The 22,119-nt window shown below is 67.2% G+C and carries 20 protein-coding genes; 11 read left to right on the top strand and 9 right to left on the bottom strand.

Annotated features, from left to right (window positions below; all coding sequences use genetic code 11):
• Positions 1 to 4 precede the first annotated feature (4 nt).
• The 3 genes from fdxH to fdhE are packed head-to-tail and all read left to right on the top strand — an operon-like array spanning position 5 to position 2,552.
• Positions 5 to 925, top strand: coding sequence for a formate dehydrogenase subunit beta (gene fdxH, locus EC839_RS17870; RefSeq protein ID WP_007160996.1), 921 nt, complete (start codon positions 5 to 7; stop codon positions 923 to 925).
• Positions 922 to 1,629 carry a formate dehydrogenase subunit gamma gene (locus tag EC839_RS17865; RefSeq protein WP_007160995.1) on the top strand — a complete coding sequence of 236 codons (708 nt, stop codon included), beginning with the start codon at positions 922 to 924 and terminating at the stop codon, positions 1,627 to 1,629. The genes fdxH and EC839_RS17865 overlap by 4 nt, the downstream gene beginning before the upstream one ends.
• Complete coding sequence (gene fdhE, locus EC839_RS17860) at positions 1,629 to 2,552, top strand: formate dehydrogenase accessory protein FdhE (protein WP_007160994.1); 924 nt, start codon at positions 1,629 to 1,631, stop codon at positions 2,550 to 2,552. The genes EC839_RS17865 and fdhE overlap by 1 nt, the downstream gene beginning before the upstream one ends.
• Positions 2,553 to 2,567: 15 nt before the next feature.
• Here fdhE and EC839_RS17855 read toward each other — a convergent pair whose 3' ends face one another.
• Entirely contained in the window at positions 2,568 to 3,167 is a 600-nt protein-coding gene (locus EC839_RS17855; RefSeq protein ID WP_007160993.1) for a TetR/AcrR family transcriptional regulator, read from the bottom strand.
• Between the two features lie 72 nt (positions 3,168 to 3,239).
• Between EC839_RS17855 and bdcA the strand changes: the two genes are divergently transcribed.
• Complete coding sequence (gene bdcA / locus EC839_RS17850; RefSeq protein WP_007160992.1) at positions 3,240 to 3,953, top strand: SDR family oxidoreductase; 714 nt, start codon at positions 3,240 to 3,242, stop codon at positions 3,951 to 3,953.
• A gap of 69 nt (positions 3,954 to 4,022) precedes the next feature.
• Here bdcA and EC839_RS17845 read toward each other — a convergent pair whose 3' ends face one another.
• Entirely contained in the window at positions 4,023 to 4,880 is an 858-nt protein-coding gene (locus tag EC839_RS17845) for a LysR family transcriptional regulator (RefSeq protein ID WP_027600020.1), read from the bottom strand.
• Positions 4,881 to 5,030: 150 nt separating this feature from the next.
• Between EC839_RS17845 and EC839_RS17840 the strand changes: the two genes are divergently transcribed.
• The 4 genes from EC839_RS17840 (at position 5,031) to EC839_RS17825 (ending at position 9,003) form a co-directional block, all read left to right on the top strand.
• Positions 5,031 to 5,777 carry a glucose 1-dehydrogenase gene (locus EC839_RS17840; protein WP_007160990.1) on the top strand — a complete coding sequence of 249 codons (747 nt, stop codon included), beginning with the start codon at positions 5,031 to 5,033 and terminating at the stop codon, positions 5,775 to 5,777.
• Between the two features lie 169 nt (positions 5,778 to 5,946).
• Positions 5,947 to 7,371 (top strand): MFS transporter, encoded by a 1,425-nt coding sequence (locus EC839_RS17835; protein ID WP_237709558.1) that lies wholly within the window; start codon positions 5,947 to 5,949, stop codon positions 7,369 to 7,371.
• A 31-nt stretch (positions 7,372 to 7,402) separates the two neighbouring features.
• Positions 7,403 to 8,233 carry an oxidoreductase gene (locus EC839_RS17830; protein ID WP_039975910.1) on the top strand — a complete coding sequence of 277 codons (831 nt, stop codon included), beginning with the start codon at positions 7,403 to 7,405 and terminating at the stop codon, positions 8,231 to 8,233.
• A gap of 191 nt (positions 8,234 to 8,424) precedes the next feature.
• Complete coding sequence (locus EC839_RS17825) at positions 8,425 to 9,003, top strand: hypothetical protein (RefSeq protein ID WP_007160987.1); 579 nt, start codon at positions 8,425 to 8,427, stop codon at positions 9,001 to 9,003.
• Positions 9,004 to 9,040: 37 nt separating this feature from the next.
• Here the strand turns inward: EC839_RS17825 and EC839_RS17820 are convergent, their stop codons facing one another.
• Both EC839_RS17820 and EC839_RS17815 read right to left on the bottom strand, forming a co-directional pair.
• Complete coding sequence (locus EC839_RS17820) at positions 9,041 to 10,306, bottom strand: Hsp70 family protein (protein WP_007160986.1); 1,266 nt, start codon at positions 10,304 to 10,306, stop codon at positions 9,041 to 9,043.
• A 129-nt stretch (positions 10,307 to 10,435) separates the two neighbouring features.
• Complete coding sequence (locus EC839_RS17815) at positions 10,436 to 10,879, bottom strand: thiol-disulfide oxidoreductase DCC family protein (RefSeq protein ID WP_132832944.1); 444 nt, start codon at positions 10,877 to 10,879, stop codon at positions 10,436 to 10,438.
• Between the two features lie 152 nt (positions 10,880 to 11,031).
• Between EC839_RS17815 and EC839_RS17810 the strand changes: the two genes are divergently transcribed.
• Positions 11,032 to 11,829 carry an SDR family NAD(P)-dependent oxidoreductase gene (locus tag EC839_RS17810; protein WP_007160984.1) on the top strand — a complete coding sequence of 266 codons (798 nt, stop codon included), beginning with the start codon at positions 11,032 to 11,034 and terminating at the stop codon, positions 11,827 to 11,829.
• A 134-nt stretch (positions 11,830 to 11,963) separates the two neighbouring features.
• Here EC839_RS17810 and EC839_RS17805 read toward each other — a convergent pair whose 3' ends face one another.
• The 5 genes from EC839_RS17805 to EC839_RS17785 form a co-directional block, all read right to left on the bottom strand.
• Positions 11,964 to 12,701 (bottom strand): DUF502 domain-containing protein, encoded by a 738-nt coding sequence (locus tag EC839_RS17805; RefSeq protein WP_007160983.1) that lies wholly within the window; start codon positions 12,699 to 12,701, stop codon positions 11,964 to 11,966.
• An 86-nt stretch (positions 12,702 to 12,787) separates the two neighbouring features.
• Positions 12,788 to 14,605 carry a S9 family peptidase gene (locus EC839_RS17800; RefSeq protein WP_007160982.1) on the bottom strand — a complete coding sequence of 606 codons (1,818 nt, stop codon included), beginning with the start codon at positions 14,603 to 14,605 and terminating at the stop codon, positions 12,788 to 12,790.
• A gap of 183 nt (positions 14,606 to 14,788) precedes the next feature.
• Complete coding sequence (locus tag EC839_RS17795) at positions 14,789 to 15,853, bottom strand: PA0069 family radical SAM protein (protein WP_007160981.1); 1,065 nt, start codon at positions 15,851 to 15,853, stop codon at positions 14,789 to 14,791.
• 114 nt (positions 15,854 to 15,967) lie between these two features.
• The gene (locus EC839_RS17790) at positions 15,968 to 17,233 is read right to left on the bottom strand and encodes an OprD family porin (protein ID WP_007160980.1); all 1,266 of its coding nucleotides are present in this window, start codon (positions 17,231 to 17,233) and stop codon (positions 15,968 to 15,970) included.
• 252 nt (positions 17,234 to 17,485) lie between these two features.
• Positions 17,486 to 18,883 carry an MFS transporter gene (locus EC839_RS17785; protein WP_007160979.1) on the bottom strand — a complete coding sequence of 466 codons (1,398 nt, stop codon included), beginning with the start codon at positions 18,881 to 18,883 and terminating at the stop codon, positions 17,486 to 17,488.
• A gap of 446 nt (positions 18,884 to 19,329) precedes the next feature.
• Here EC839_RS17785 and quiC point away from each other — a divergent pair, with 446 nt between their 5' ends.
• Both quiC and EC839_RS17775 read left to right on the top strand, forming a co-directional pair.
• Positions 19,330 to 21,231 (top strand): 3-dehydroshikimate dehydratase QuiC, encoded by a 1,902-nt coding sequence (gene quiC / locus EC839_RS17780; RefSeq protein WP_007160978.1) that lies wholly within the window; start codon positions 19,330 to 19,332, stop codon positions 21,229 to 21,231.
• Positions 21,232 to 21,285: 54 nt separating this feature from the next.
• A complete protein-coding gene (locus EC839_RS17775) occupies positions 21,286 to 21,942 on the top strand; it encodes a TetR/AcrR family transcriptional regulator (protein WP_007160977.1) in 657 nt (218 codons plus the stop codon).
• The last annotated feature ends 177 nt before the right edge of the window (positions 21,943 to 22,119 follow it).

Raw genomic sequence — 22,119 nt, 5'->3', positions numbered from 1 at the left:
TTCTATGAGAGGCGATCAAGTCAACTTCCAGAACATCGTCGCACGCTCGGCCACCTCCGAGGAGTCGCCCCACACCCGCATCGGCGGGGTGGAGGCGGTGGCCAAGCTGATCGACGTGTCGCGCTGCATCGGCTGCAAGGCCTGCCAGGTGGCCTGTTCGGAATGGAACGACCTGCGCGACGAGGTCGGGCATTGCAACGGTACCTACAACAACCCGCCGGACCTCACCCCGGAGACCTTCCAGGTGATGAGATTCGACGAATACGTCAACGAGAAGGGCAACCTGGAGTGGCTGATCCGCAAGGACAACTGCATGCATTGCGCCGAGCCGGGCTGCCTCAAGGCCTGCCCGGCGCCGGGGGCCATCGTGCAGTACGCCAACGGCATCGTCGACTTCAATTCCGAGCACTGTATCGGCTGCGGCTATTGCGTCTCGGGCTGCCCCTTCGACGTGCCGCGCATCTCCAAGAAGGACCAGAAGGCCTACAAGTGCACCCTCTGTTCCGACCGCGTCTACCACGGCCTGGAGCCGGCCTGCGTCAAGTCCTGCCCGACCGGGGCGATCATGTTCGGTACCAAGGAGGACATGACCGAACACGCCCAGATGCGCGTCGGCCAGCTGCATGACCGCGGCTTTCCCGGCGCCGGTCTCTACGATCCGGCCGGGGTGGGCGGCACCCATGTGATGTACGTGCTGCAGCATGCCGACAAGCCGGAGCTCTATACCCATCTGCCGGCCGATCCGCAGATCAGCCCCATGGTCAGCCTGTGGAAGGGCGTGACCAAGCCGATCATGTCGGCGCTGCTGGGCGTCACCGCCATCGCCGGCATTGCCCACTACCTGACCAAGGGACCCAAGGAAGAACCCGAGGAATCCCCGGACGAGGCAGAGCGCCACGCCGCGCGCGAGGAGGATCGGCCATGACCACGCCGTCGGACAACAAGCGCGGCATCCTGCGCTACACCACCTTCAGCCGGCTGAACCACTGGTTCATCGCCTTCACCTTCGTCTGCCTGACCCTGAGCGGCCTGGCCTTCTTCCACCCGTTCTTCTTCGACCTCACGGCGCTGTTCGGCGGGCCGACCATGACGCGCATCCTGCACCCCTTCATCGGGGTGGCCATGAGCCTGGGCTTCGTGGTCATGGCGGTGCGCTTCTTCAAGGTCAACCTGTTCAAGCGCCACGACGTGGCCTGGGTGCGGCGCATCGGCGACGTCCTCGCCAACCGCGACGAGCTGGCGCCGCCCATCGGCGCCAACAACCCGGGGCAGAAGCTGGTGTACTGGGTCATGCTGCTGTCGGTGCCGGCGCTGCTGCTCAGCGGCTTCTTCATCTGGCGCCCGTATTTCGCCGACATTCTGCCGCGTGGCTGGCTGCGCTTTTCCAGCCTGGTGCACGCCTATGTCGCCTTCGTCGCCATCGTCACCCTGATCATCCACGTCTATTCGGCGATCTGGGTGAAGGGCTCCTTCCGCGCCATGACCCAGGGCCGCGTCAGCCGTGCCTGGGCCAAGCACCATCACCGGCTGTGGTACGACGAGATCGTCGAGCAGGAACGCCGCGAAGGCGGCGAGCGGGGCGAGCGCCCCCTGGATGAACACCGCATGCCCGACAAGGGGACCCCCTGATGCATCAGTACGGCACCTCGCCCACCGGCATCCTCAATCCGCCACCGGTGGTCCTGCCCGATCGCCAGCTGTTCGCCCGTCGCGCCCGCCGCCTGCGCGAACTGGCCGAGCGCAGCGCCGAGCTGGGCGATTTCCTCGGCTTCATGGCCCTGCTGGTCCAGGCCCAGGAGGCCGTCCTGCAGGAGCGCCAGCCCAGCTGGCAACCGGCGCCGGATGCCTTCAGCCTGGCCCTGGAGCACGGCATGCCGCCGCTGCAGGGGCAGGCCCTGCTGCGGGATCTGGACTGGCAGGGCGATCTGCAGGCGCTGCTGGCCAACCTGGAGCTGCGCATCGCCGCGCGTCAGCGGCCGGTGCTCGAACAACTGGCCGCCTTGCCGGCGACCGAGCGTCAACGGCTCGCCGAGCAGTTGCTCGCTCAGGAGCCCGGCGCCCCAGAGGTCCGGGCGCTGCTGCCGCTGGTGGGCGCTGCCCTGCAGGTGGCCTGGGTGCGCCTGGCCCTAGGCCTGCCGCAACCGCCCCAGCGCCATGGCGATGCCAGCCGGGTGCTGTGCCCGACCTGCGCGGCGCCACCGTTGGCCAGCATCGTCCACGCCGACCGCGATCGCGACAACGTGCGCTACCTGCATTGCAGCCTCTGCGCCACCGAGTGGCACCTGGAGCGCAGCAAGTGCAGCTGCTGCAACACCAGCGCCAAGGTGCGCTACCTAGCCCTGGAAGACGACGCCGGCAAGACGCCCCTGGCCGCCCAGGCCGAGACCTGCGACAGCTGCGACAGCTATCTCAAACTGGTCAGCAAGAGCTTCAACCTGGGCGCCGAGCCCCTGGCCGACGACCTCGCCAGCCTGCCGCTGGACTTCGCCCTGGCCGAAGAAGGGCGCTATGCCCGCAGCGGCTTCAATCCGCTGTTCATCGCCGGGGACTAGGGCGCCAGCGCCGCGTCACGCCTCCGCGGCCAGGGCCTGGGTCAACGCCAGGCCCGCCAGGCGCGCGCTGGCCAGCAACCGCTCCAGGCTCTGCCCATGCCGCGCGCTGGCGGAGAGCCCGGCCATGGTGGTGATGACGAAGTCGGCCAGCTCCTGCGCACGCTGCGGCTGGCGACCGGCGATATGGGTGCGGATAAGCGTCTGGGCCGTCTGGTGGTGCCGGTCGGCTGCCGCACGGGCCTGGGGATCGTCGGAATGGGTGCCCTCCAGCACCAGGCAGCCGGTCGAGCTGGGGTCGGCTACATAGCTGCGCGCCGCCTCTTCCAGCACTCGGGTGAGCGCTACCGCCAGGGACTGTTCGCCGTCCAGGATCTCGTGCAGGAGCACGGCGCCCGTCGAGATGTAGCGCTCGAGCACCCGCTGGTACAGCTCCAGCTTGCTGCCGAAGGCCGCATAGAAGCTCGGCGGCCTGATGCCGAGCGCCTGGGTCAGGTCGGCGACGCTCACCCCGTCATAGCCCTTTTCATGGAACAGGCGCTGGGCCTGGACGATGGCCTCGTCCGGATCGAAGCGGCGGGGCCGCCCACGGGTTGCGGGTTTATTTGTAGTGCTCATTACAAAAATACTTTGACAGCGGACGGGAGACGATTATTGTAGCACTCACTACATTAATCAGGAGGCTGACTCATGAGCAACTTCGCAGGCAAAAAGGTGTTGGTGCTGGGCGGCAGTCGCGGCATAGGCGCGGCCATCGTGCGGCGCTTCGCCACCGATGGCGCCCGGGTGACCTTCACCTATGCCAGCTCTAGGGATGCCGCCCAGGCCCTGGCCGCGGAAACCGGTAGCACCGCCGAGCTGACCGACAGCGCCGACCGCGACGCGGTGATCGCCCGGGTGCGCGCCTGTGGTCCGCTGGACGTGCTGGTGGTGAATTCCGGCGTGGCGCTGTTCGGCGATGCCCTGGAACAGGATCCGGACGCCGTCGATCGCCTGTTCAGCATCAATGTGCAGGCGCCCTATCACGCGGCCGTGGAAGCCGCGCGGCAGATGCCGGCAGGCGGGCGGATCATTGTCATCGGCTCGGTGAATGGCGATCGCATGCCGTTGCCCGGCCTGGCCGCCTATGCCGTGAGCAAGTCGGCCCTGCAGGGGCTCGCCCGCGGTCTGGCGCGGGACCTTGGTCCGCGCGGCATCACCGTCAACGTGGTGCAACCGGGTCCCATCGATACCGAGATGAATCCGGCCGATGGCCCCATGAAGGAGCTGATGCACAGCTTCCTGGCGATCAAGCGCCACGGCAGCGCCGACGAGGTGGCCGGCATGGTCGCCTGGCTGGCCGGCCCCGAGGCCGGCTTCGTCACCGGCGCCATGCACACCATCGACGGCGCCTTCGGCGCCTGATCGAGTGCGTCCCCCTATCGCCCAGGGCCCAGGCGATAGGGGCGACGGTCGGCTATCCGGCAGGCCAGCCTAGTACGCCGGTCCCAATACCTCCTCGGCGATATCCAGCAACGCCCGCAGCCTGTCCATGTGGCGCAGGTCCTGGTGATAGCCCACCCAGATATCCCGTGATGGAGGACTGCCGAAGCGCTCGATGAGCTGCAGTCCGGCGGTCGCATCGCCGAGCGGGCGGGGCAGGACGGCCACCCCCAGGCCACGCCGGCACATCTGCGCCTGAACGGTTCGACTGGTACTGGTGAAGGCCCGTGGCGAGTCCGGCAGCCGCTCGAGCAACCAGGCGACATCGGGAAAATGCGATTGCGCGCTGTTCATGAGGATCAGCCCGACCGCAGCCGTATCCTCCTGCACCGCTAGCGCCGTCTCTGCGGAGCCATAGAGGCCGTAGGGCATCCTCAGGAAACGGCGCTGCACGATATCCGGTTCGCTGAAGGGCACCAGGCGAAAGGCCACGTCCGCATCGCGTCGGGAGAGATCCAGCAGTCGATAGCTGGCAATGACCTCGGGTACCACGGCAGGGTGCCGCCGGGTCAGGTCGGCCAGGACCGGCGCCAGCACATAGCCGGCGAACCAGTCCGCCGAAGAGATGCGCAGGATTCCCTCCAGGCGCTGGTGATTACCTGCCAGGCGCCGCTCCATCGCCAGGGCCGAGGCTTCCATGGACTCGGCCAGGGCGAATACGGCATCTCCCGAATTCGTCAGGATCAGGCCCTCGCGGGTGCGCCGTAGCAGCGCCTGTCCGGCTTCATCTTCGAGCGTTTTGATCCGTCGACCTACCGTCGGGTGGCTGATTCCCAAGGCTCGCGCGGCCGAGCCATAGGATCCGCCCCGGGCGACTGCCAGAAAGATCCGTACATCGCTCCATTCCATGGCGTACCTGCGTACAAAAATGAACATTCAATATGCAGGAAAGGCAGTCCCCAAACAATATCGTAGGGGTGACCATGACAGCTCACATCGACGTAGATCCGTCGGCTTCAGCCAGGCATGTACGAACTGGCGCTGTGCAGGTGAGCAGATATGAGCAGATTGCTAGATAGGGTTGCGATTGTAACGGGTGCCTCCAAAGGCATCGGCGCGGGTATTGCCCGGCAACTGGCGGCGGACGGTGCCAAGGTTGTCATCAGCTATGCGTCCAGCAAGGACGGGGCGGACGCCATCCTGGCGGACATCGAGACCGCAGGGGGTACCGCTATCGCGCTACGCGCCGACGTCCGCCAGCGGGCCGATATGGAGGCCTTGGTAGAGGCGGCCCGCGAACACTTCGGGCGCCTGGATATCCTGGTGAACAATGCCGGCGTCTATCAATTCGCCAGGATCGAAGACACCACCGTAGACCTGTATCGGCTGCAATTCGACATCAATGTGCTCGGGCCCTTGCAGCTGATAAGCGCCGCCAGCCCCTACCTGGGCGCCGGCAGCAGCATCATCAACGTCAGCTCGAATGTCACCAGCGTCCTGCCGGCGGAAAGCGCCGTCTACAGTGGCACCAAGGGTGCGCTCGATGCGATCACGGGTGTGCTCGCCCGCGAGCTGGGCCCTCGTGGTATCCGCGTGAATGCCGTCAATCCTGGCCTCATCGACACCGAGGGCACCCAGACCGCCGGCGCCCTCGGCGCGGAATTCCAGGCCTGGAACGAGGCCCGCACCCCGCTCGGCCGTATCGGCCAGGTAGGGGATATCGCCCCCATCGTCGCCTTCCTGGCGTCCGACGATGCCCGCTGGGTGATCGGCGAAACTCTCTTCGGCTCCGGCGGCATGCGCTAGATCAGGCGGTGGCCCTTGCCGCGCCGACAGCGGTCGGCCGCTTGCCAACTGCTCGCGGGCACGCTCCTGCCAGCTGTGGCCGCGCTTTTCGAGAAATCGCTGCATCAACCCGCCGCGCGCCGGAAACGCGCGCGCGGATCAGGATGCGGCCCGATTAAAGGTAAAAGTCATGAGCTCATCCCTTCCCATGGCCCAGCCCGATAGCCGTCGCTGGTTCGCGCTGGGCGTGCTGCTGGTAGGTACGCTACTGCCACCGCTCGACTTCTTCATCGTCAATGTGGCGCTTCCGGTGATCCGTCACGACTTCGCTACCTCGTCGGATCTGGCCCAGCTGGTGGTATCCGTCTATGCGACGGCCTATGCAGTCACTCTGATCCTGGGCGGTCGCCTGGGTGACATGTTCGGCCGCAAGCGTGTCTATCTGGGCGGCATGCTCGGCTTCGGTTTCGCCTCCGCGCTATGCGGGTTCGCGCCAACGCCAGCTGTGCTGATCGCCGGGCGGCTGCTGCAGGGGGTGGCGGCGGCCATCATGGCGCCGCAGTCCATGGCCCTGATCCATGCGACCTTTCCGGCAGAAGAGAAGAATCGGGCGCTCGGCCTGTACGGCGCGACCTTCGGACTCGCCGCTGTGCTGGGCCAGGTCCTGAGCGGGGTGCTGATCGAGGCCAATCCCTTCGGACTGGGCTGGCGCAGCATCTTCCTCATCAATCTTCCCGTCATTCTCTGCGCCCTGCCAGCCGCGCTGGTCGCGCTGCGCGAGAGCCGGGCCCCGCAACCGGGCCGGCTGGATGTCATGGGTGCCGGCCTGCTCGCGGCGGGGCTGTTGGCGCTGGTGGTGCCCCTGGTCGAGGGGCCACGCCTGCACTGGCCCTGGTGGTCGCTCCCCCTGCTCGTCGTCAGTGGCGGATTGCTGATCACCTTCTGGCGCTACGAACAACGCAAGGAGGCGGCCGGCGAGACGCCCCTTGTGCTGCCTTCCCTGCTTGCCGCCCCCCGGCTGAGACGCAGCCTCCTGGCGACCTTCCTGTTCTATGCCCTGGCGCCTTTCTTTCTCGTTTTCGCCGTCTACCAGCAGGCCGCTCTGGGGCATGGAGCCCTGGCCGCGGGGTGGGCGATCCTGCCGCTGGGGATCGGCTTTCTCCTCGGGCCCCTCTGCAGTCCGCATCTTGCCCAGCGGCTGGGGGCACGCACCGCCGCCGTCGGCATGGCCCTAGAGGTCATGGGCCTGCTGTTGGCGGCCGCGCTGGCGGGCCTGCCCTCCTGGCTGCCGGTGCCGTTGCTGTTGATCGGCCTGGGGCAGGGCATAGCGCTTCCGGCCCTAGTGAGAGTCAACGCGGATCAGGTGGCGCCGAGCCTGGCCGGACTCGCCGCCGGCTTGACGAATGCCACCCTGCAGATCAGCGCAGCCCTGGCGGTGGCGCTCATCGGCGGCCTGTTTTTCGCCCTCGCCCCCGATGGTGCTGGCGGAAGAGAGGTGCAGACCGCCTTTTCCGCTGCTGCCCTGACGATGGGCGGGGCCTTGGCGCTAGCGGCCGTTTTGAGCTGGCCGAACGCTCCGGCGACCGCCACGCGAGGGGCCTGCGATGCAGACTGAACAGCGCCTTTCACCGCGCGAGGAGAACAGCATGAGAAAGACCTGGCTTATTACCGGTTGCTCGAGCGGTCTTGGCGGCCATATTGCGGCCATGGCCGCCGCGCGTGGCGACAGGGTCGTCGCAACGGCTCGCGATGCCGCCCTGTTGCAACCCCTGGTTCGGCAATTCCCGGAGAACCTGAGGGCCGTGCAGCTGGACGTCACCAATCCCGCTTCGGTGGCTGCCGCGATTGCCTTTTCAGAGCAGGAATTCGGCGGTCTCGATGTCTTGGTGAACAACGCCGGGATAGGCTTCATCGGTGCCGTGGAGGAGGCCGAGCCCAGCGAATACCGACCGGTATTCGAGGTGAATGTATTCGGTCTGATCGAAACGACCCGCCTGGCATTGCCTGCCCTGCGGCGACGCGGCGGCGGCCGTATCGTCAACCTGTCATCCGGGGCAGGGCTCTCGGGAGGACCGGGTTCCGGCTACTACAGCGCGAGCAAGTTTGCTGTCGAGGGATTTTCCGAGTCGCTGGCCAAGGAAGTGGAACCCTTCGGAATCCGCGTGACCATCGTCGAGCCCGGGCCGTTTCGCACCGATTTTCTCGGGCGCTCCATCGCCATGGCGAACCGGGTGATCCCGGCCTATGCCGACACGGCGGGGCGACGACGTGCCTACCGGGACAGCAACGACGGCAAACAGGCCGGCGATCCGCGCAAGGCTGCCGCGGTGATAGTGCAGGCCGTCATGGCGACCGAGCCACTCTTGCATCTGCCGCTCGGACCGGTCGCCTACGACATCGCGGAGCGCAAGTCGCAGGCGCTGCGCGCTGATATGGCGACCTGGCGCGACATCGCCCTGCCTACCGACTTCGACTGATAGATCCAGGCGGGGTTGCGTGGCCCCCGCCCCTTCCACGCACCGCGCGGATCATCTCGATCCCCCCGTTGCCCGACCCGCCTGGGCGGCATGCTCATCGCTGGGGGCCGGGGCCGTTTCGCCCGGTGAGTGGCTGCTTTTCTCGGCAAGCCTTTTTGCCGTTCCTTGGATGAACACCGCTGGAGTACTCCATGAGTCATGCCTTAGGCGCTTCGACCGGCAGCCCCTGGCTGCAACGCTACTATCTGCTCAGGGCGGCGGTTGCGCTGCTGTGGATCGCGCTGGCCCTCGCCCTTGGCCACGCGACGGCTTGGGCGGGGCCGCTCCTGCTCGTCCTCTACCCTGCGTGGGATGCCCTGGCGAACGTCCTCGATGCCCGCCAGAGCGGCGGACTGCGGCACAACGCTGGGCAGCGGCTCAACGCCGTCGTCAGTCTGGGCGTCGCGGTGGCGATAGGGCTGGCACTGACGTCTGGCATGGGCGCCGCGATCGGGGTGTTCGGGGTCTGGGCCATGGCCGCTGGGCTTTTCCAGCTGGCGGTGGCGGTACGACGCTGGCGGACGTCCGCTGGTCAGTGGGCGATGATCCTGAGTGGCGCTCAATCCGCCCTGGCGGGTGGATTCTTCGTGAAGCAGGCGACTGAAGGCGTCCCGCTGGATGTTTCCAGCGTGACGCCTTATGTGGCTTTCGGTGCCTGCTACTTCGGGGTCTCGGCGGCTTGGCTCGCGGTAGCGAGATCGCGGCGGAGCGCGGCCGGCAAGCGAGCCTGATGAGGAGTCGACGCCGGCCCCAACAGTATCGAAGGACTCAGCCGTAGCGCTTGAACGCCTCGATGGCCAGGCCGTTGCCGATGTTGCCGAAGCGATCGCCGTCCACCAGACGGGCGCCGGGGAAGCGCCTGGCGAGGGCCTGGCGCAGCGCCGGGATGCCGCTGGAGCCGCCGGTGAAGAACAGGCTGTCGACCCGCGCCGGATCCAGATCGGCGCGGGCCAGCAGGTCGTCCACGCCACGGCTCAGGCGTTCCAGTTGCAGGGCGATGGCGGCGTCGAACAGCGGGCGTTCCAGATCCGCGGCCAGGCCGGTCTCGATGCGATCCAGGCGCAGGGTGCGGCGCCAGTCGTCGGTCAGGGCGATCTTGGCGTCTTCCACCTGGATCGCCAGCCAGTGGCCGGCGCGCTGTTCGATCAGCTTGAACAGGCGATCCATGCAGCGGGTGTCCTGGGCGTCGTATCTCATGTCGCGCAGGGCCAGCACGCTCTTCTTGGCATAGACGGCGTTGATGGTGTGCCAGGTCGCCAGGTTGATGTAGTGGCTGGTGGGCATGGTGGCGCCGCTCTTCATGGCGCTGCCGTAGCCCAGCAGCGGCATGACCCCTTCCAGACTCAGCTGGCGGTCGAAGTCGGTACCGCCGACGTGCACGCCGCCGGTGGCGAGGATGTCGCCGGCGCGATCGGCCAGGGCACGGCGCTCCGGTGCCAGGCGCACCAGGGAGAAGTCCGAGGTACCACCGCCGATGTCGACGATCAGCACCAGTTCCTCGCGTTCGATGCTGCGCTCGTAGTCGAAGGCGGCGGCGAGGGGTTCGAACTGGAAGGAGATGTCGCTGAAGCCCACCTGGCGCGCCACGGCGGCCAGGGTGTCCTCGGCTTCCTGGTCGGCGACCGGATCGTCATCGACGAAGTGTACTGGACGGCCCAGCACCACGGCGTCGAAGGGGCGATCGGCCTGCTGTTCGGCGCGCTGCTTGAGGGTGCCGAGAAACAGGCCGAGCACCTCGGTGAAGGGCAGGGCACTGCCGAGGATGCTGGTCTCGCCCTTGAGCAGGTTGGAGCCGAGCAGACTCTTGAGCGAGCGCAGCAGACGCCCCTCGTAGCCTTCCAGGTATTCGTGCAGCGCCTGGCGGCCATAGGCCGGACGGCGCTCCTCGGCGTTGAAGAAGATCACCGAGGGCAGGGTGGCCTTGCCCTCTTCGAGGGGCAGCAGGACCTCGCCCGAGGGCCTGAACCAGCCGGCGGTGGAGTTGGAGGTACCGAAGTCGAGGCCCAGGGCGCGGGCGGGTAGAGCAGCAGACATGTCAGGATCCGTAACGCGAGCAGCCGCGCAGTTTAGCCGAGACGCGCCTGCAGGCGAACCCTGGCCGGATGCCAGCAGGGTGGGCCTGCGCGTCTGCGGGACTGAAGCGGGTGCGAGCGAGTGGCGGCGTCAGCCCCGGCGCGAGCGGTCGCGCGGCTCGTCCAGGGTGCAGACGTCATCCTGGCACCGCCGACTGCCCTCGGGATGGGGCAGCCAGGTCAGACCCGGGCGCAGCTTGAGGAACAGGCGATAGCCCAGTTCCAGCAGGGGCCGCAATGGCCGCCAGGCCAGCGGTCGCGCCCAGTGGCCGAGGCCGGCGGTGCGCCAGCTCCAGTAGGTGGCGTCCAGGCCCTTGAACCAGCGGCCGTCGGCATCCCGGGCGTGCAGCAGATCGAGCATGGCCTGGCGCGGTGGCGCATCGACCGGCGCCTGGGTCGGGTAGTCCGGCGCGGCCAGGTCCACCAGCTGCAGTTGGCTGGGGTCGGCGTGGCGCCGCAGCCAGGCGATCTCGCGGGCGCACAGCGGGCAGGCGCCGTCGTGAAAGAGGGTCAGGGGCAGGCGGGGTGCGTGCATCGTGAACTTCCCAGGAGTCTTGCCTATCTGGACCGGCAGACGGGGCTGCCGTTGCGCTTTCCGCCGAACGGTAAGCGCAACGGCGCCTCGTGGCGAGTCGGAATCAGAGACGCCGGATCACGGCATTGAAAAAATCTGCGAGCGAGGTCGGTATGGATCTGGGAATCAAGGGGCGCGTCGCCCTCATTACGGGTGCCAGCGGTGGCATGGGTCTGGCCACGGCGAAGCTGCTGGCCGAGGAAGGCGTCAAGCTGGTGCTCTCCGACCTGGAGCAGGGCAAGCTGGAAGAGGCGGCCAAGGGCCTACCGAGCGATACGCTGCTGATCGCCGCCGACATGACCGACCAGGCCGCGGTGGACCGGCTGGTGGAACAGGGCGAGTCTCGCTTCGGCCAGATCGACATCGTGGTGCACACCGCCGGCGTCACCGGCGCCAAGGGCGATCCCCTGGAACTGGCCGATGCCGACTACGAGGAAGCCTGGGCCACCGACTTCTTTTCCGCCGTGCGCGTCGGTCGCGCCGCCATTCCGCGCATGCGCAAGCGCGGCTGGGGTCGCTTCGTGTGCATCACCTCGGAAAACGCCGTCCAGCCCTATTGGGAAGAGGCCGTCTACAACGTGGCCAAGGCGGCCCTGGCCGCCTTCATCAAGAACCTGTCGTACAGGGAAGCGGCCCACGGCGTGCTGTGCAACACCGTGTCCCCCGCCTTCATCGAGACCGGCATGACCGACGGCATGATGGAAAAGCGCGCCGAGGAAAAGGGCGTCTCCTTCGAAGAAGCCATCGAAAGCTTCCTCGACGAAGAACGGCCCGGCATCGTGCAGAAGCGTCGCGGCAAGGTGGAGGAGGTGGCCGCGGCCATCGCCCTGCTGGTGTCCGAGCGTGCTTCCTTCATCAACGGCAGCAACCTGCGTGTCGATGGGGGCTCGGTCCAGGCGGTGCAGAACTAAGGTTAAAAAGTGCCTGCGCTCGGTGATGCTGCGTTAAAAACCAGCTCGGAATGCTCATTTACTATTTGTAAACTCCGCTTCCTCGCTGGTTTTTGCCTTGCCTGACCTTCGCTCGGCGACCTTTTAGCAAATCCTTATCGAGGCTGGCGGGGCGGCTCCTCGGCCGTCCCGTTTTCCTGCTGGCGGCGCACGGCCTCTTCCAAGGGAATGAATTCCACCTGGCGATCCTTGACCACTGGCGGCAGGGTGATGCCCATGGAGACATAGATGCTGGTGAACATGTCGATGCCCATGTCCGCCGGTTTCACCCAGTCCACCGGGACATAGAGCAGGCCGCCCCCCACGGGGACCGGCGCCGAAGGCACCAGCACGGCGTGATAGTGACGACCCTCGATGTCGATTACCGCCGGATTGGGCAGCAGCGCCAACACCGCCACGCCCTGACCCCCGAAGAAGCACCACACCGGACTCATGGCGCGGATGTCCGCCCCGCCTTCCTTGCGATCGAGCAACTCAACGAAGCGCTCGGCCAGGCCATAGAGCTTGCCCACCACCGGAATGCGGCGAAAGGTCATGTCGGCGAACCAGCCCAGCGGCCGGCGCAGGCCCAGCTTGACCGCCAGCCCCAGCGGATAGAGCAGCACCAGCAGCAGCAGGGTGCCGAGGCCATAGGCCGCCATGGAATTGCCGACGAAGGGGTGACCGACCGCCACGAACAACCGGCCCAGGGTGGTGTTGGGGCCGATCAGGCCATTGAGGAAACTGACGATCCAGCCGATCAGCGCCAGGGTCAGCACCAGTGGCAGGAGCAGCAGCAGGCCGGCCAGCCAGGTGGAGACGATGCTTTCGATACCGCGGCGAACGAAGGGCATGCAAGAACTCGACGGCTAAAGCGCCATTCTATACGGGCCAGGCGCGCTCAGCGTCGGCCTGGCCCGACTTTCTGAGTGCGCCGCCGTTATAGCCAGCGGCGATAGAAGGCGGCTTCCTGTTCCAGGGCGTCCGCCTGGTTGGCCGCTCGGCGAAAGCCATGGCCTTCGTCGGGATAGCGCCTGACCACCACCGGTATGCCACGCGCTTCCAAAGCCGCGGCCATGGCGTCGGTCTGGGCGGGCACCACCACGGCGTCCTTGAGGCCCTGCAGAAAGATCACCGGCGCCTGGATGCCCTCGGCATGCAGCAGCGGCGTCCGCGCCTCGTAGCGCGCGCGATCGGCCTCGGGATCGCCGATCAGCCAGTCCAGGTAATCGGCCTCGAACTTGTGGGTGACCTTGGCTAGCGCCAGGGGATCGCTGACGCCATAGAGGCTGGCGCCGGCGCGAAAGACGTCGCGGAAGGCCAGGGCGCAGAGCACCGTGTAGCCACCGGCACTGCCGCCACGGATAAAGGCCCGTGTCGGATCCACCAGGCCCTGGGCGCCCAAGTGGTCGACCACCGCGCAGGCGTCCTCGACGTCCACCTCGCCCCAGCGCAGGTGCAGCGCCTGGCGGTAGGCCCGGCCATGGCCGCTGCTGCCGCGATAGTTGAGATCGGCCACGGCGAAGCCCTGGCGCACCCAGAACTGGATGCGCGCATCGAACACCGGATAGGTGCAGGAGGTGGGGCCGCCGTGGATGCTGACCAGCAGCGGCGGCGGACCCTCGCCGTGCCGTTCCGGCAGATAGAGAAAGCCCTGGGCCTGGCCGTCGCCACTGGGATAGCTCAGCGGCCGGGGGGCGACGATGGCGCTGTCGCCCAGGGGCGCGACGCCGCCGGTGACGATCTCCACCGCGCCGCTCCGGCGATCGATGGCCAGCACCGCCGAGGGGCGCGTGGGCGCCGCGGCGATGCAGTAGCAATGGCTGTCGTCCAGGGCCAGCCCGCGGAAACGGCTGAAGTCCGCGGCCAGGCGGCGGGTCTCGCCCGCTGCCCGGCGCTCGCCGAGCACGCCGAAGCCGCCTTCCTGCCAGGTCGCCAGCCAGCCTTCCGCGGTCGGCAGCCAGCTGGCGCCGCCCAGTTGCCAGGGTGCGGCGGCATGATCCGCCGCAGGCGCCTCCTGGGGCGCGAAGCCCGCCGCGGACTTGCACCAGGGCTGCCACCAGCCCTGGCGATCGCTCAGCGCCCAGAGCCGCTGCTCGCTATCGAACAGCGGCTGTTGCAGCGATTCCTCGGGATCGGCCGATACCACGCTGGGCGCACCGGGACGTCCCGCGGCGTCCAGCGTCGCCGTCAGCAGCCGGGTGCAGGTCCAGGGCTGGTGGGGCCTGTCCCACTCGATCCAGGCCAGGCGGCTCCCGTCGGCGCTGGTGCGCGGTGCGGCATAGAAATCCGCACCCTCGGCCAGCACCTGGCGTGCGCCACCGGCACTCAGGGCGACCAGGCGATGGCGCGGCGACTGCTCGCGGCGATCCTCCTCGACCGCCAGCACCTGCTGCCGGACACCATCCCAGTGCAGATCGCCGTAGCGCCAGGCCTCGCCTCCGGCCAGCCATTCGGGCGCGCCGCCGTCACGCGGCTGGCGATAGACCGCCTGGTCGGCTTCATTGACGAACAGCGGTCCCTGATCGCCCAGGCAGAGGGCGCCGCCGCCGTATTCGTAGACCTTGCTGCGCAGGCTGAACCCCGCCGGCGTGAGGCAGCGCGGCGCGGCGCCGGCCTCGCGGACCCAGAGGCGGGTGGCGCCATCGGTGGGATCGTACTGACTCCAGTAGAGGCCGCTGGCATCGACCTTGAGTTCGGCAAAGTCGATACCGGCGGCAACGGCCTGGGCCGGCGTGAGCGGGGTAGGGGCGGTCATGGCGACTCCAGAGATAGGCACAGCCGTTTAGCCTAGCAGCTGGATGGCGAGGGCTGGGTGAGGGAGGCCACGCCGTTGGGCTTCGCTGCGCTCAACCCAACCTATGAAGCGTGCGCCGCCGCTTTTCCCCCTCTCCCCTTGGGAGAGGGCTGGGGTGAGGGGCAAGCCCGTTCGGCGCCTGTCCTAAAACAACCCCAGCTGCTCCCCCGGCGGGGCGAACTGGCTGCAGTCCAGGCCTTCGCCCTCGCGGCGCTCCAGGCCGAAGCGGCGGCGGGCCAGGCGAAAGCGCTGGGCCAGCAGCTCGGCGAACTGGCCTTCGCCCTTCATGCGGATGCCGAAGCGACTGTCGTAGTTCTTCCCGCCGCGCGATTGCCGGATCAGGCTCATCACATGGGCGGCACGCTCGGGGAAGTGCGTCTGCAGCCATTCCTCGAACAGCTCGACGATCTCCAGCGGCAGTCGCAACAGCGTGTAGCCGGCCGAGCGGGCGCCGTGGTCGCGGGCCGCCTCCAGCAAGGCTTCGAGTTCATGGTCGTTGATCATGGGAATCATCGGCGCCAGCAGGGCGCTCACCGGCACCCCGTGCTCGTGCAGGGTGCGCATGGCGCGCAGCCGGGCCTGGGGCGCAGCGGTGCGGGGTTCGAGGATGCGCTTGAGGTCATCATCCAGCGTGGTGAGGCTGAAGGCCACCCGCACCAGGTTGCGCTCGGCCAGCTGCACCAGCAGGTCCAGGTCGCGCAGGATCAGCGCGCTTTTGGTGATGAGGGTCACCGGATGGCGATAGCGCAGCAGGATCTCCAGCGCCTGGCGCGTCAGCTGGTATTGCCGCTCGATGGGCTGGTAGCCATCGGTGTTGATGCCCAGGGCGATGGGTTGCGGCTGGTAGCCCGGCTTGCTCAGCTCCGCCTCCAGCCGCTCCGCCAGATTGGTCTTGGCGATCAGCTGGGTCTCGAAATCGATGCCGGGCGAGAGGTCCCAGTAGGCGTGGGAGGGGCGGGCGAAGCAATAGATGCAGCCATGCTCGCAGCCGCGATAGGGATTCACCGAGCGATCGAAGCCGACGTCCGGCGACTGGTTGCGGCTGATCACCGTCTTGGCCGTTTCCTGGCGGACGGCGGTGGTGAAGGTCAGCGGGGTGGCGTCCTCGTACCAGCCATCGTGCTCGATCTCGCTGCGGGTCGCGGCAAAGCGATTGTGCGGATTGCTGGCGGTGCCACGACCCCGTGGCGGGCGCTGGGGCTGGGTCATGTCGAGGCCTCTTGGCTGTATCTTTGTACAGTATAAGGCCTGGTCGATCCGGGCAAGCGACAGCGGTCGGCTGGGCGGGCGGAACGGCCACCCGCCCAGCCGCGAACCGGCGCCCTACAGCACCGAGATCGGGTAGTTGAGGATGATGCGGTTCTCGTCGAAGGAGCCGCTGGCGCTGTAGTCGCGTCTCATGCTGGAGTTGCGCCAGCGGATCAGCAGCTTCTTCAGCGGGCCGCTCTGCACTTCGTATTGCACCTCGGATTCCCGACCCCATTCCTTGCCGTCGGTGATGCTGCCGGTGTGCACGTTGTCGCCGCTGAGGTAGCGATTCATCAGGGTCAGACCCGGCACGCCGAAGGCGGCGAAGTTGTGGTCGTAGCGCACCTGCCAGGAGCGTTCCCGGGCGTTGTCATAGCTGGAGTTGTAGCTGTCGTTGGCCAGGGTGCCGCCGCTGGTGCCGTTGACCCTCATCCAGGCGCTGTCGCCGCTGACCCGCTGCAGGCCGACATAGAAGGTGCCGCCGCCCTGCTTGGCCGAGAGCAGCGCATAGGCGGTGCGGTTGTCCAGGGCACCGGCGCGGGCCGAGCCGTCGTCGTCGCCGATGAAGTACCCGAGGTTGGCGCCCAGGGTCCAGCTGCCCAGCGGCTGGTAGTGGATCAGGTTGATGAATTTCTGGTGGTAGATGTCTTCGAGCTGGGCGTACCAGAGGCCGATCTGGGTGCGCTTCTCGTTGAACTTGTATTCGCCGCCAACGAAGTTGAAGCGGTCGGAGGTGGCATTGGCGCGGCCCTGCATGAACATGTCTTCCATGCTGGCATCGTTGCGCGGGCTGTTCTGCCGCATCTGGCCGCCCCAGAGCTCCAGGTTCGGGATCTCGGTGGAGTGGATCTGCGCGCCCTGGAAGGTCTGCGGCAGCGAGCGGCCATCGTCGGACCTGAGGATCGGCAGTACGGCGAACCACTCGCCGACCTTGATATCGGTCTTGGAGACCTTGGCCTTGGCGGCCACCGCCAGGCGCCCGAAATCCTTGGCCGGCTCGTTGCCGGCATGGGTCGGCAGCAGCTGGGTGCCATAGGTGCCGGCGCCACCGTCGAGCTTGACCGAATAGAGCCCCAGGGCATCGATGCCGAAGCCCACCGGCCCCTGGGTGTAGCCGGAGGTCAGACCGAAGATGAAGCTCTGGGTCCATTCCTCGGCCTTGTTCTGCGCGGTGTAGGCCGGATCGACGAAGTTGCGATTGAAGTAGAAGTTGCGCAGGTTGAGATTGGCCTTGGTGCCTTCGATGAAGCCGTCCGCGGCCCACAGCGGCGTGGTGCTGGCGAGGGCGGCGAAGGCGGCGCAGGCACGGGCGAGCCGGCCGGAAGCGAGTCGAGTGCTCATGGTGTTCCTTGTTCTTTTAGGTAAGGGATGCCCTGCCGGCGCGGAGGCGGCATCTGACGAGGGCGGGTAGGGCGGTGAGGCGAGGGACGGCTAGGCGGGTGCAGGCGACATGGGGGATTCCTTTCTTATTTGAATTATCGGAAAGCAGCGACCGAGGCGTTCGGCTGGGTAGTTATATGACAACGTATGTCTTGCGGCAAGGCTACCAAGGTAGCAGGGCGGAGCCCTCGCCAGGCGAGGGCTCGCGAGGGGTCAGACGCTGGCCTTGAGGCTGTCCTGGCGGGCCGTGTCGTAGGAGTGCTTGTCCATCTGCAGGGCGTCTGGCTTGCCCAGGTCGCTCATGGGCACCCGGTAGGTTTCCGGCGACAGGTAGGCCGCCAGGGCCGACAGGCAGGTCACGCCGAAGGCCAGGCCGCCGACCACCAGCCAGATGTTCTCGGTGCCGGGCGGGGCGACCAGGGTGAACAGCGCCGGCAGCATGGCGGTGAACATGGTGCCGATGTTCTGGGCGATGGCCATGGCCGAGACGCGATAGCGGGTCTGGAACTGCTCCGGGTAGAAGCTCGGGAACACGGCGTTGTAGCCCTGGTAGACCACGCCCCACATCAGCAGCGACATGACGAAGGCCAGCGGCAGGTTGTGGATGCTGATGGCATAGAGGTAGCCGAAGGCCAGCAGACCCGAACCCAGAGCGCCGCCGATCATGGTCGGCCGGCGGCCGATGCGATCGGAGAGGTTGCCGACGAAGGGGATCACCAGCACGGCGACGATGTTGCCCACCACCGGTATCCACAGGTAAACGCTCTTGTCGAAGCCGATGCCGTAGGCCGGCTGCACCGCATAGGCGGCGCCGAAGATGGTGGCCACCACCGGGATGACGTTCATCAGCGCCATCAGCGCGACCAGGATCATGGCCTTCCAGCTGGTGCTCAGGGCTTCGCCGATGGGCGAGCGCCGGGCCACGCTGGCGGTCTCGGTCTTGGCTTCTTCCTTGACGAAGGCGGGCGTCTCATGGACTTCGCGGCGGATGATGAAACCGGCCAGCAGGACGAAGGCGCTGAGCAGGAAGGGAATGCGCCAGCCCCAGCTGTTGAAGGCGTCGGCGGGCATGAAGTAGGCCAGCGGCAGGAAGATCGCCGCGGCCATCACCTGGCCGGCCTGGACGCCCTGCAGGGTAAAGCTCGCATAGTAGCCACGCCGGCCGAAGGGGGCGTGTTCGAGCACCATGGAGCTGGCCCCGGAGATCTCGCCGGCCACGGCGAACCCCTGGATCAGGCGCAGCACCACCAGCAGGATGGGCGCGAGGATACCGATCTGGTGGTAGGTGGGCAGCAGGCCCACGGCCATGGTGGCGATGCCCATGAGGAACATGCACAGCAGCAGGACGTTCTTGCGACCGCGGGTATCGCCCCAGTGACCGAGCACGAAGGCACCGACCGGACGGGCCAGATAGCCCACGCCATAGGTGGCGAGGGAGGCGACGATGGCCATCTTGGGGTCGCTGGAGGGGAAGAAGATCTGCGGAAAGATCAGCGCCGCCGCCTGGGCGTAGATGAAGAAGTCGTAGTACTCCAGCGCCGAGCCGATCCAGCCGCTGGCAGTGGCTTTCTTGGCTTGGGAGCCGGGGGTGGGGGAGGCGGTAGTGGCCATGGTTGTCTCCGGAATTTTATTGTCAGGCCAGGAGGGGTTTCAGCGCCGCGCACGAACTCGCTCGGACCGCGGGAGCCGAAGATGGAAAGGACGGGGGCCTAGCCTGGCCGTCGCCGACTGCGCGCGGTAGGGCTGCAGACGAGACGGGGGACGCAGGATAACGTGGATAGCTGGGGCATGGACGCACACTCTTGTTTGTCTTGTTATGGTCGACGCGCGGAAGCGACGAGCGCTGGGCTCTGAGATCATAGTGCGAGGCGCTAACGGGACTGGTCAATTCGCCGGATGCCCAACTGTTCGATTAGCGAACAGAAACTAACCGGTTCGTACATAATCCATTGTTGGGTCGCCGGGCGCCACGAATAATCGGTACCAGACCCGACAGATCCGTGTCACCCCGCCCTGGCCCAGCCCGCGGAGTGACCGTTCAACACAGGAGCACCGGCATGCAGCGTTCCATCGCGACCGTATCCATCAGCGGCACCCTGACCGAAAAGCTCGAGGCCATCGCCGCGGCGGGCTTCGACGGCGTGGAGATCTTCGAGAACGACCTGCTGTATTCCGGTGCCAGTCCGCGGGAGATTCGCCAGCGCGCCCAGGACCTGGGACTGGCGATCACCCTGTTCCAGCCCTTTCGCGACTTCGAGGGCAATCGCCGCGAGCGGCTGCAGCGCAATCTCGACCGCGCCGAGCGCAAGTTCGACCTCATGCAGGAGCTGGGCACCGACCTCATCCTGGTGTGCAGCAACACCGCCGCCGACAGCCTCGGCGACGAGCGCCTGATCGCCGACGACCTGCAGCTGCTGGCCGAGCGCGCCGCCCCGCGTGACCTGCGCATCGGCTACGAAGCCCTGGCCTGGGGGCGCCACGTCAACACCTGGCAGCAGGTCTGGCGGCTGGTGAAGGCGGTCGATCACCCCAATCTTGGCGTGCTGCTCGACAGCTTCCACACCCTGTCCATCGGCGGTGATCCGGCGGGCATCGCGCAGATTCCCGGGGACAGGATCTTCTTCGTGCAGATGGCCGATGCGCCCGTGCTGCAGATGGACGTGCTGGAGTGGAGTCGGCATTTCCGCTGCTTCCCGGGGCAGGGCGAATTCGACTTGGCCGGATTTCTCGCGCCCATCCTGCAGACCGGCTACCAGGGGCCGCTGTCACTGGAGATCTTCAACGACGGTTTCCGCGCCGCCCAGACCCGCGCCACCGCTGCCGATGGCCTGAGGTCCCTGCTCTACCTGGAGGAGCAGACCGCCGCGCGACTGCAGCGCGAGGAGACCCCGGTGGCGGCGCCGCTGTTCGCCCCGCCCGAGGCGCCGCGCCTGGAGGGGACCGAATTCCTCGAATTCGCCGTGGACGACGGCCATGGCGCCGAACTGGCGCGCTGGCTGGGCAAGCTGGGCTTCGCCCGGGCCGGCCGGCACCGCTCCAAGAACGTCACCCTGCTGCGCCAGGGCGAGATCAACCTGGTGCTCAATGCCGAACCCTATTCCTTCGGCCACAACTTCTTCGAAGCCCACGGCCCCTCGCTGTGCGCCATGGCCCTGCGCGTGCCGGACAGCCAGGCCGCACTGGAGCGCGCCCAGCAGTACCGGGCGCAGCCCTATCGCGGCCTGGTCGGTCCCAACGAGCGCGAGATCCCGGCGGTGCGGGCGCCCGATGGCAGTCTGATCTATCTCGCCGATCGTGGCGCCGACGGCCGCAGTCTCTATGACACCGACTTCGACGTCAGCGCCGGCGCAAGCGGCGGCCTCGGCCTGACCCACGTCGACCACGTGGCCATCGCCCTGCCGGCCGATGCCCTGGACAGCTGGGTGCTGTTCTACAAGAGCCTGTTCGATTTCAGCGCCGACGACGAGGTGGTGGTCCCGGACCCCTATGGCCTGGTCAAGAGTCGCGCCCTGAAGAATCGCCAGAGCAGCGTGCGCCTGGCGCTCAACATCTCGGAGAATCGCAACACCGCCATCGCCCGGGCGCTGTCCAGCTATCGCGGCTCGGGGGTGCACCACATCGCCTTCGCCTGCCAGGACATCTTCCAGGCGGTGGAGCAGGCCAAGGCCGCCGGGGTGCCCCTGCTGGAGATCCCGATGAACTACTACGACGACCTGGGTGCGCGCTTCGATTTCGACGACGACTTCCTCAGTCGGCTGGCCTACTACAACGTCCTCTACGACCGCGATGCCCAGGGCGGCGAGCTGTTCCACGTCTACACCGAGTCCTTCGCCGACCGCTTCTTCTTCGAAATCCTCCAGCGTAAGGATTACAGTGGCTACGGCGCCGCCAACAGCCCGGTCCGCCTGGCGGCCATGCTTCAGGCGCGCCAGGGTCGCCCGGCGCCCCTGGAATTCTGAGCCAGGCGGGCACCCCGGGGTGCCCGCGCCTCTCCTCCGACAAGAGTCAGCCCGATGCAGGACACCCCGGCGCTCGCGCCCACGCTGCGTACCCCGCGCAAGAACAATCCCGAAAAGACCCGCCAGGCCATCCTCGCCGCCGCCGTGGCCGAGTTCGCCGACCTGGGCCTGAGCGGCGCGCGGGTGGACGCTATCGCCGAGCGCACCCACACCTCCAAGCGGATGATCTACTACTACTTCGGCAGCAAGGAGCAGCTCTACCTGACGGTGCTGGAAAAGCTCTACAGCGACGTACGCGGCAACGAGGCCGAACTGCCGCTGGACCGCTTGCCGCCGCTGGAGGCGATCCGCACCCTGGCGGAATTCCTCTTCGAGCATCACCGCAGTCACGACGACTTCATCCGCGTGGTGAGCATCGAGAACATCCACCGCGGTCGCCACCTGGCGCAGTCCGAGACCATCTCCAGCCTCAACTCCTCGGCGCTGGAGGCCCTGCGCCGCATCCTCGCCCGCGGCGAAGCCAGCGGCGAGATCCGCAGCGGGCTGGACGCGGTGGACGTGCACCTGCTGATGTGTTCGTTCTGCTTCTACCGCGTCTCCAACCGCCACACCTTCGGCCGCATCCACGACATCGACATGGAAGAACCGGCGGTGCTGCGCCGCCACAAGACCATGATCGGCGATGCCATGGTGCGCTACCTGCAGCCGTAAGGGAGGCGGGCGACCCTCACCCCGGCCCTCTCCCAGGGGAGAGGGGGCGTCTGACCGAGGCTTCCAGTCGCCGGCATGGATTCGTAGATACCGTCTTCCACCTCAGTGTGCAATTGCTAAGGCAGGATCGAAAGGCTTGCCCGATTTGAGCACGCCATAGGCAATGCTCAGCAGTTT

Source organism: Pseudomonas sp. JUb52 (genome assembly GCF_004341115.1).
Taxonomy (GTDB): Bacteria; Pseudomonadota; Gammaproteobacteria; order Pseudomonadales; family Pseudomonadaceae; genus Chryseomonas; species Chryseomonas oryzihabitans.
Note: the sequence above shows the minus strand (reverse complement) of the source record. Positions and strands in the feature narration are given on the sequence as shown.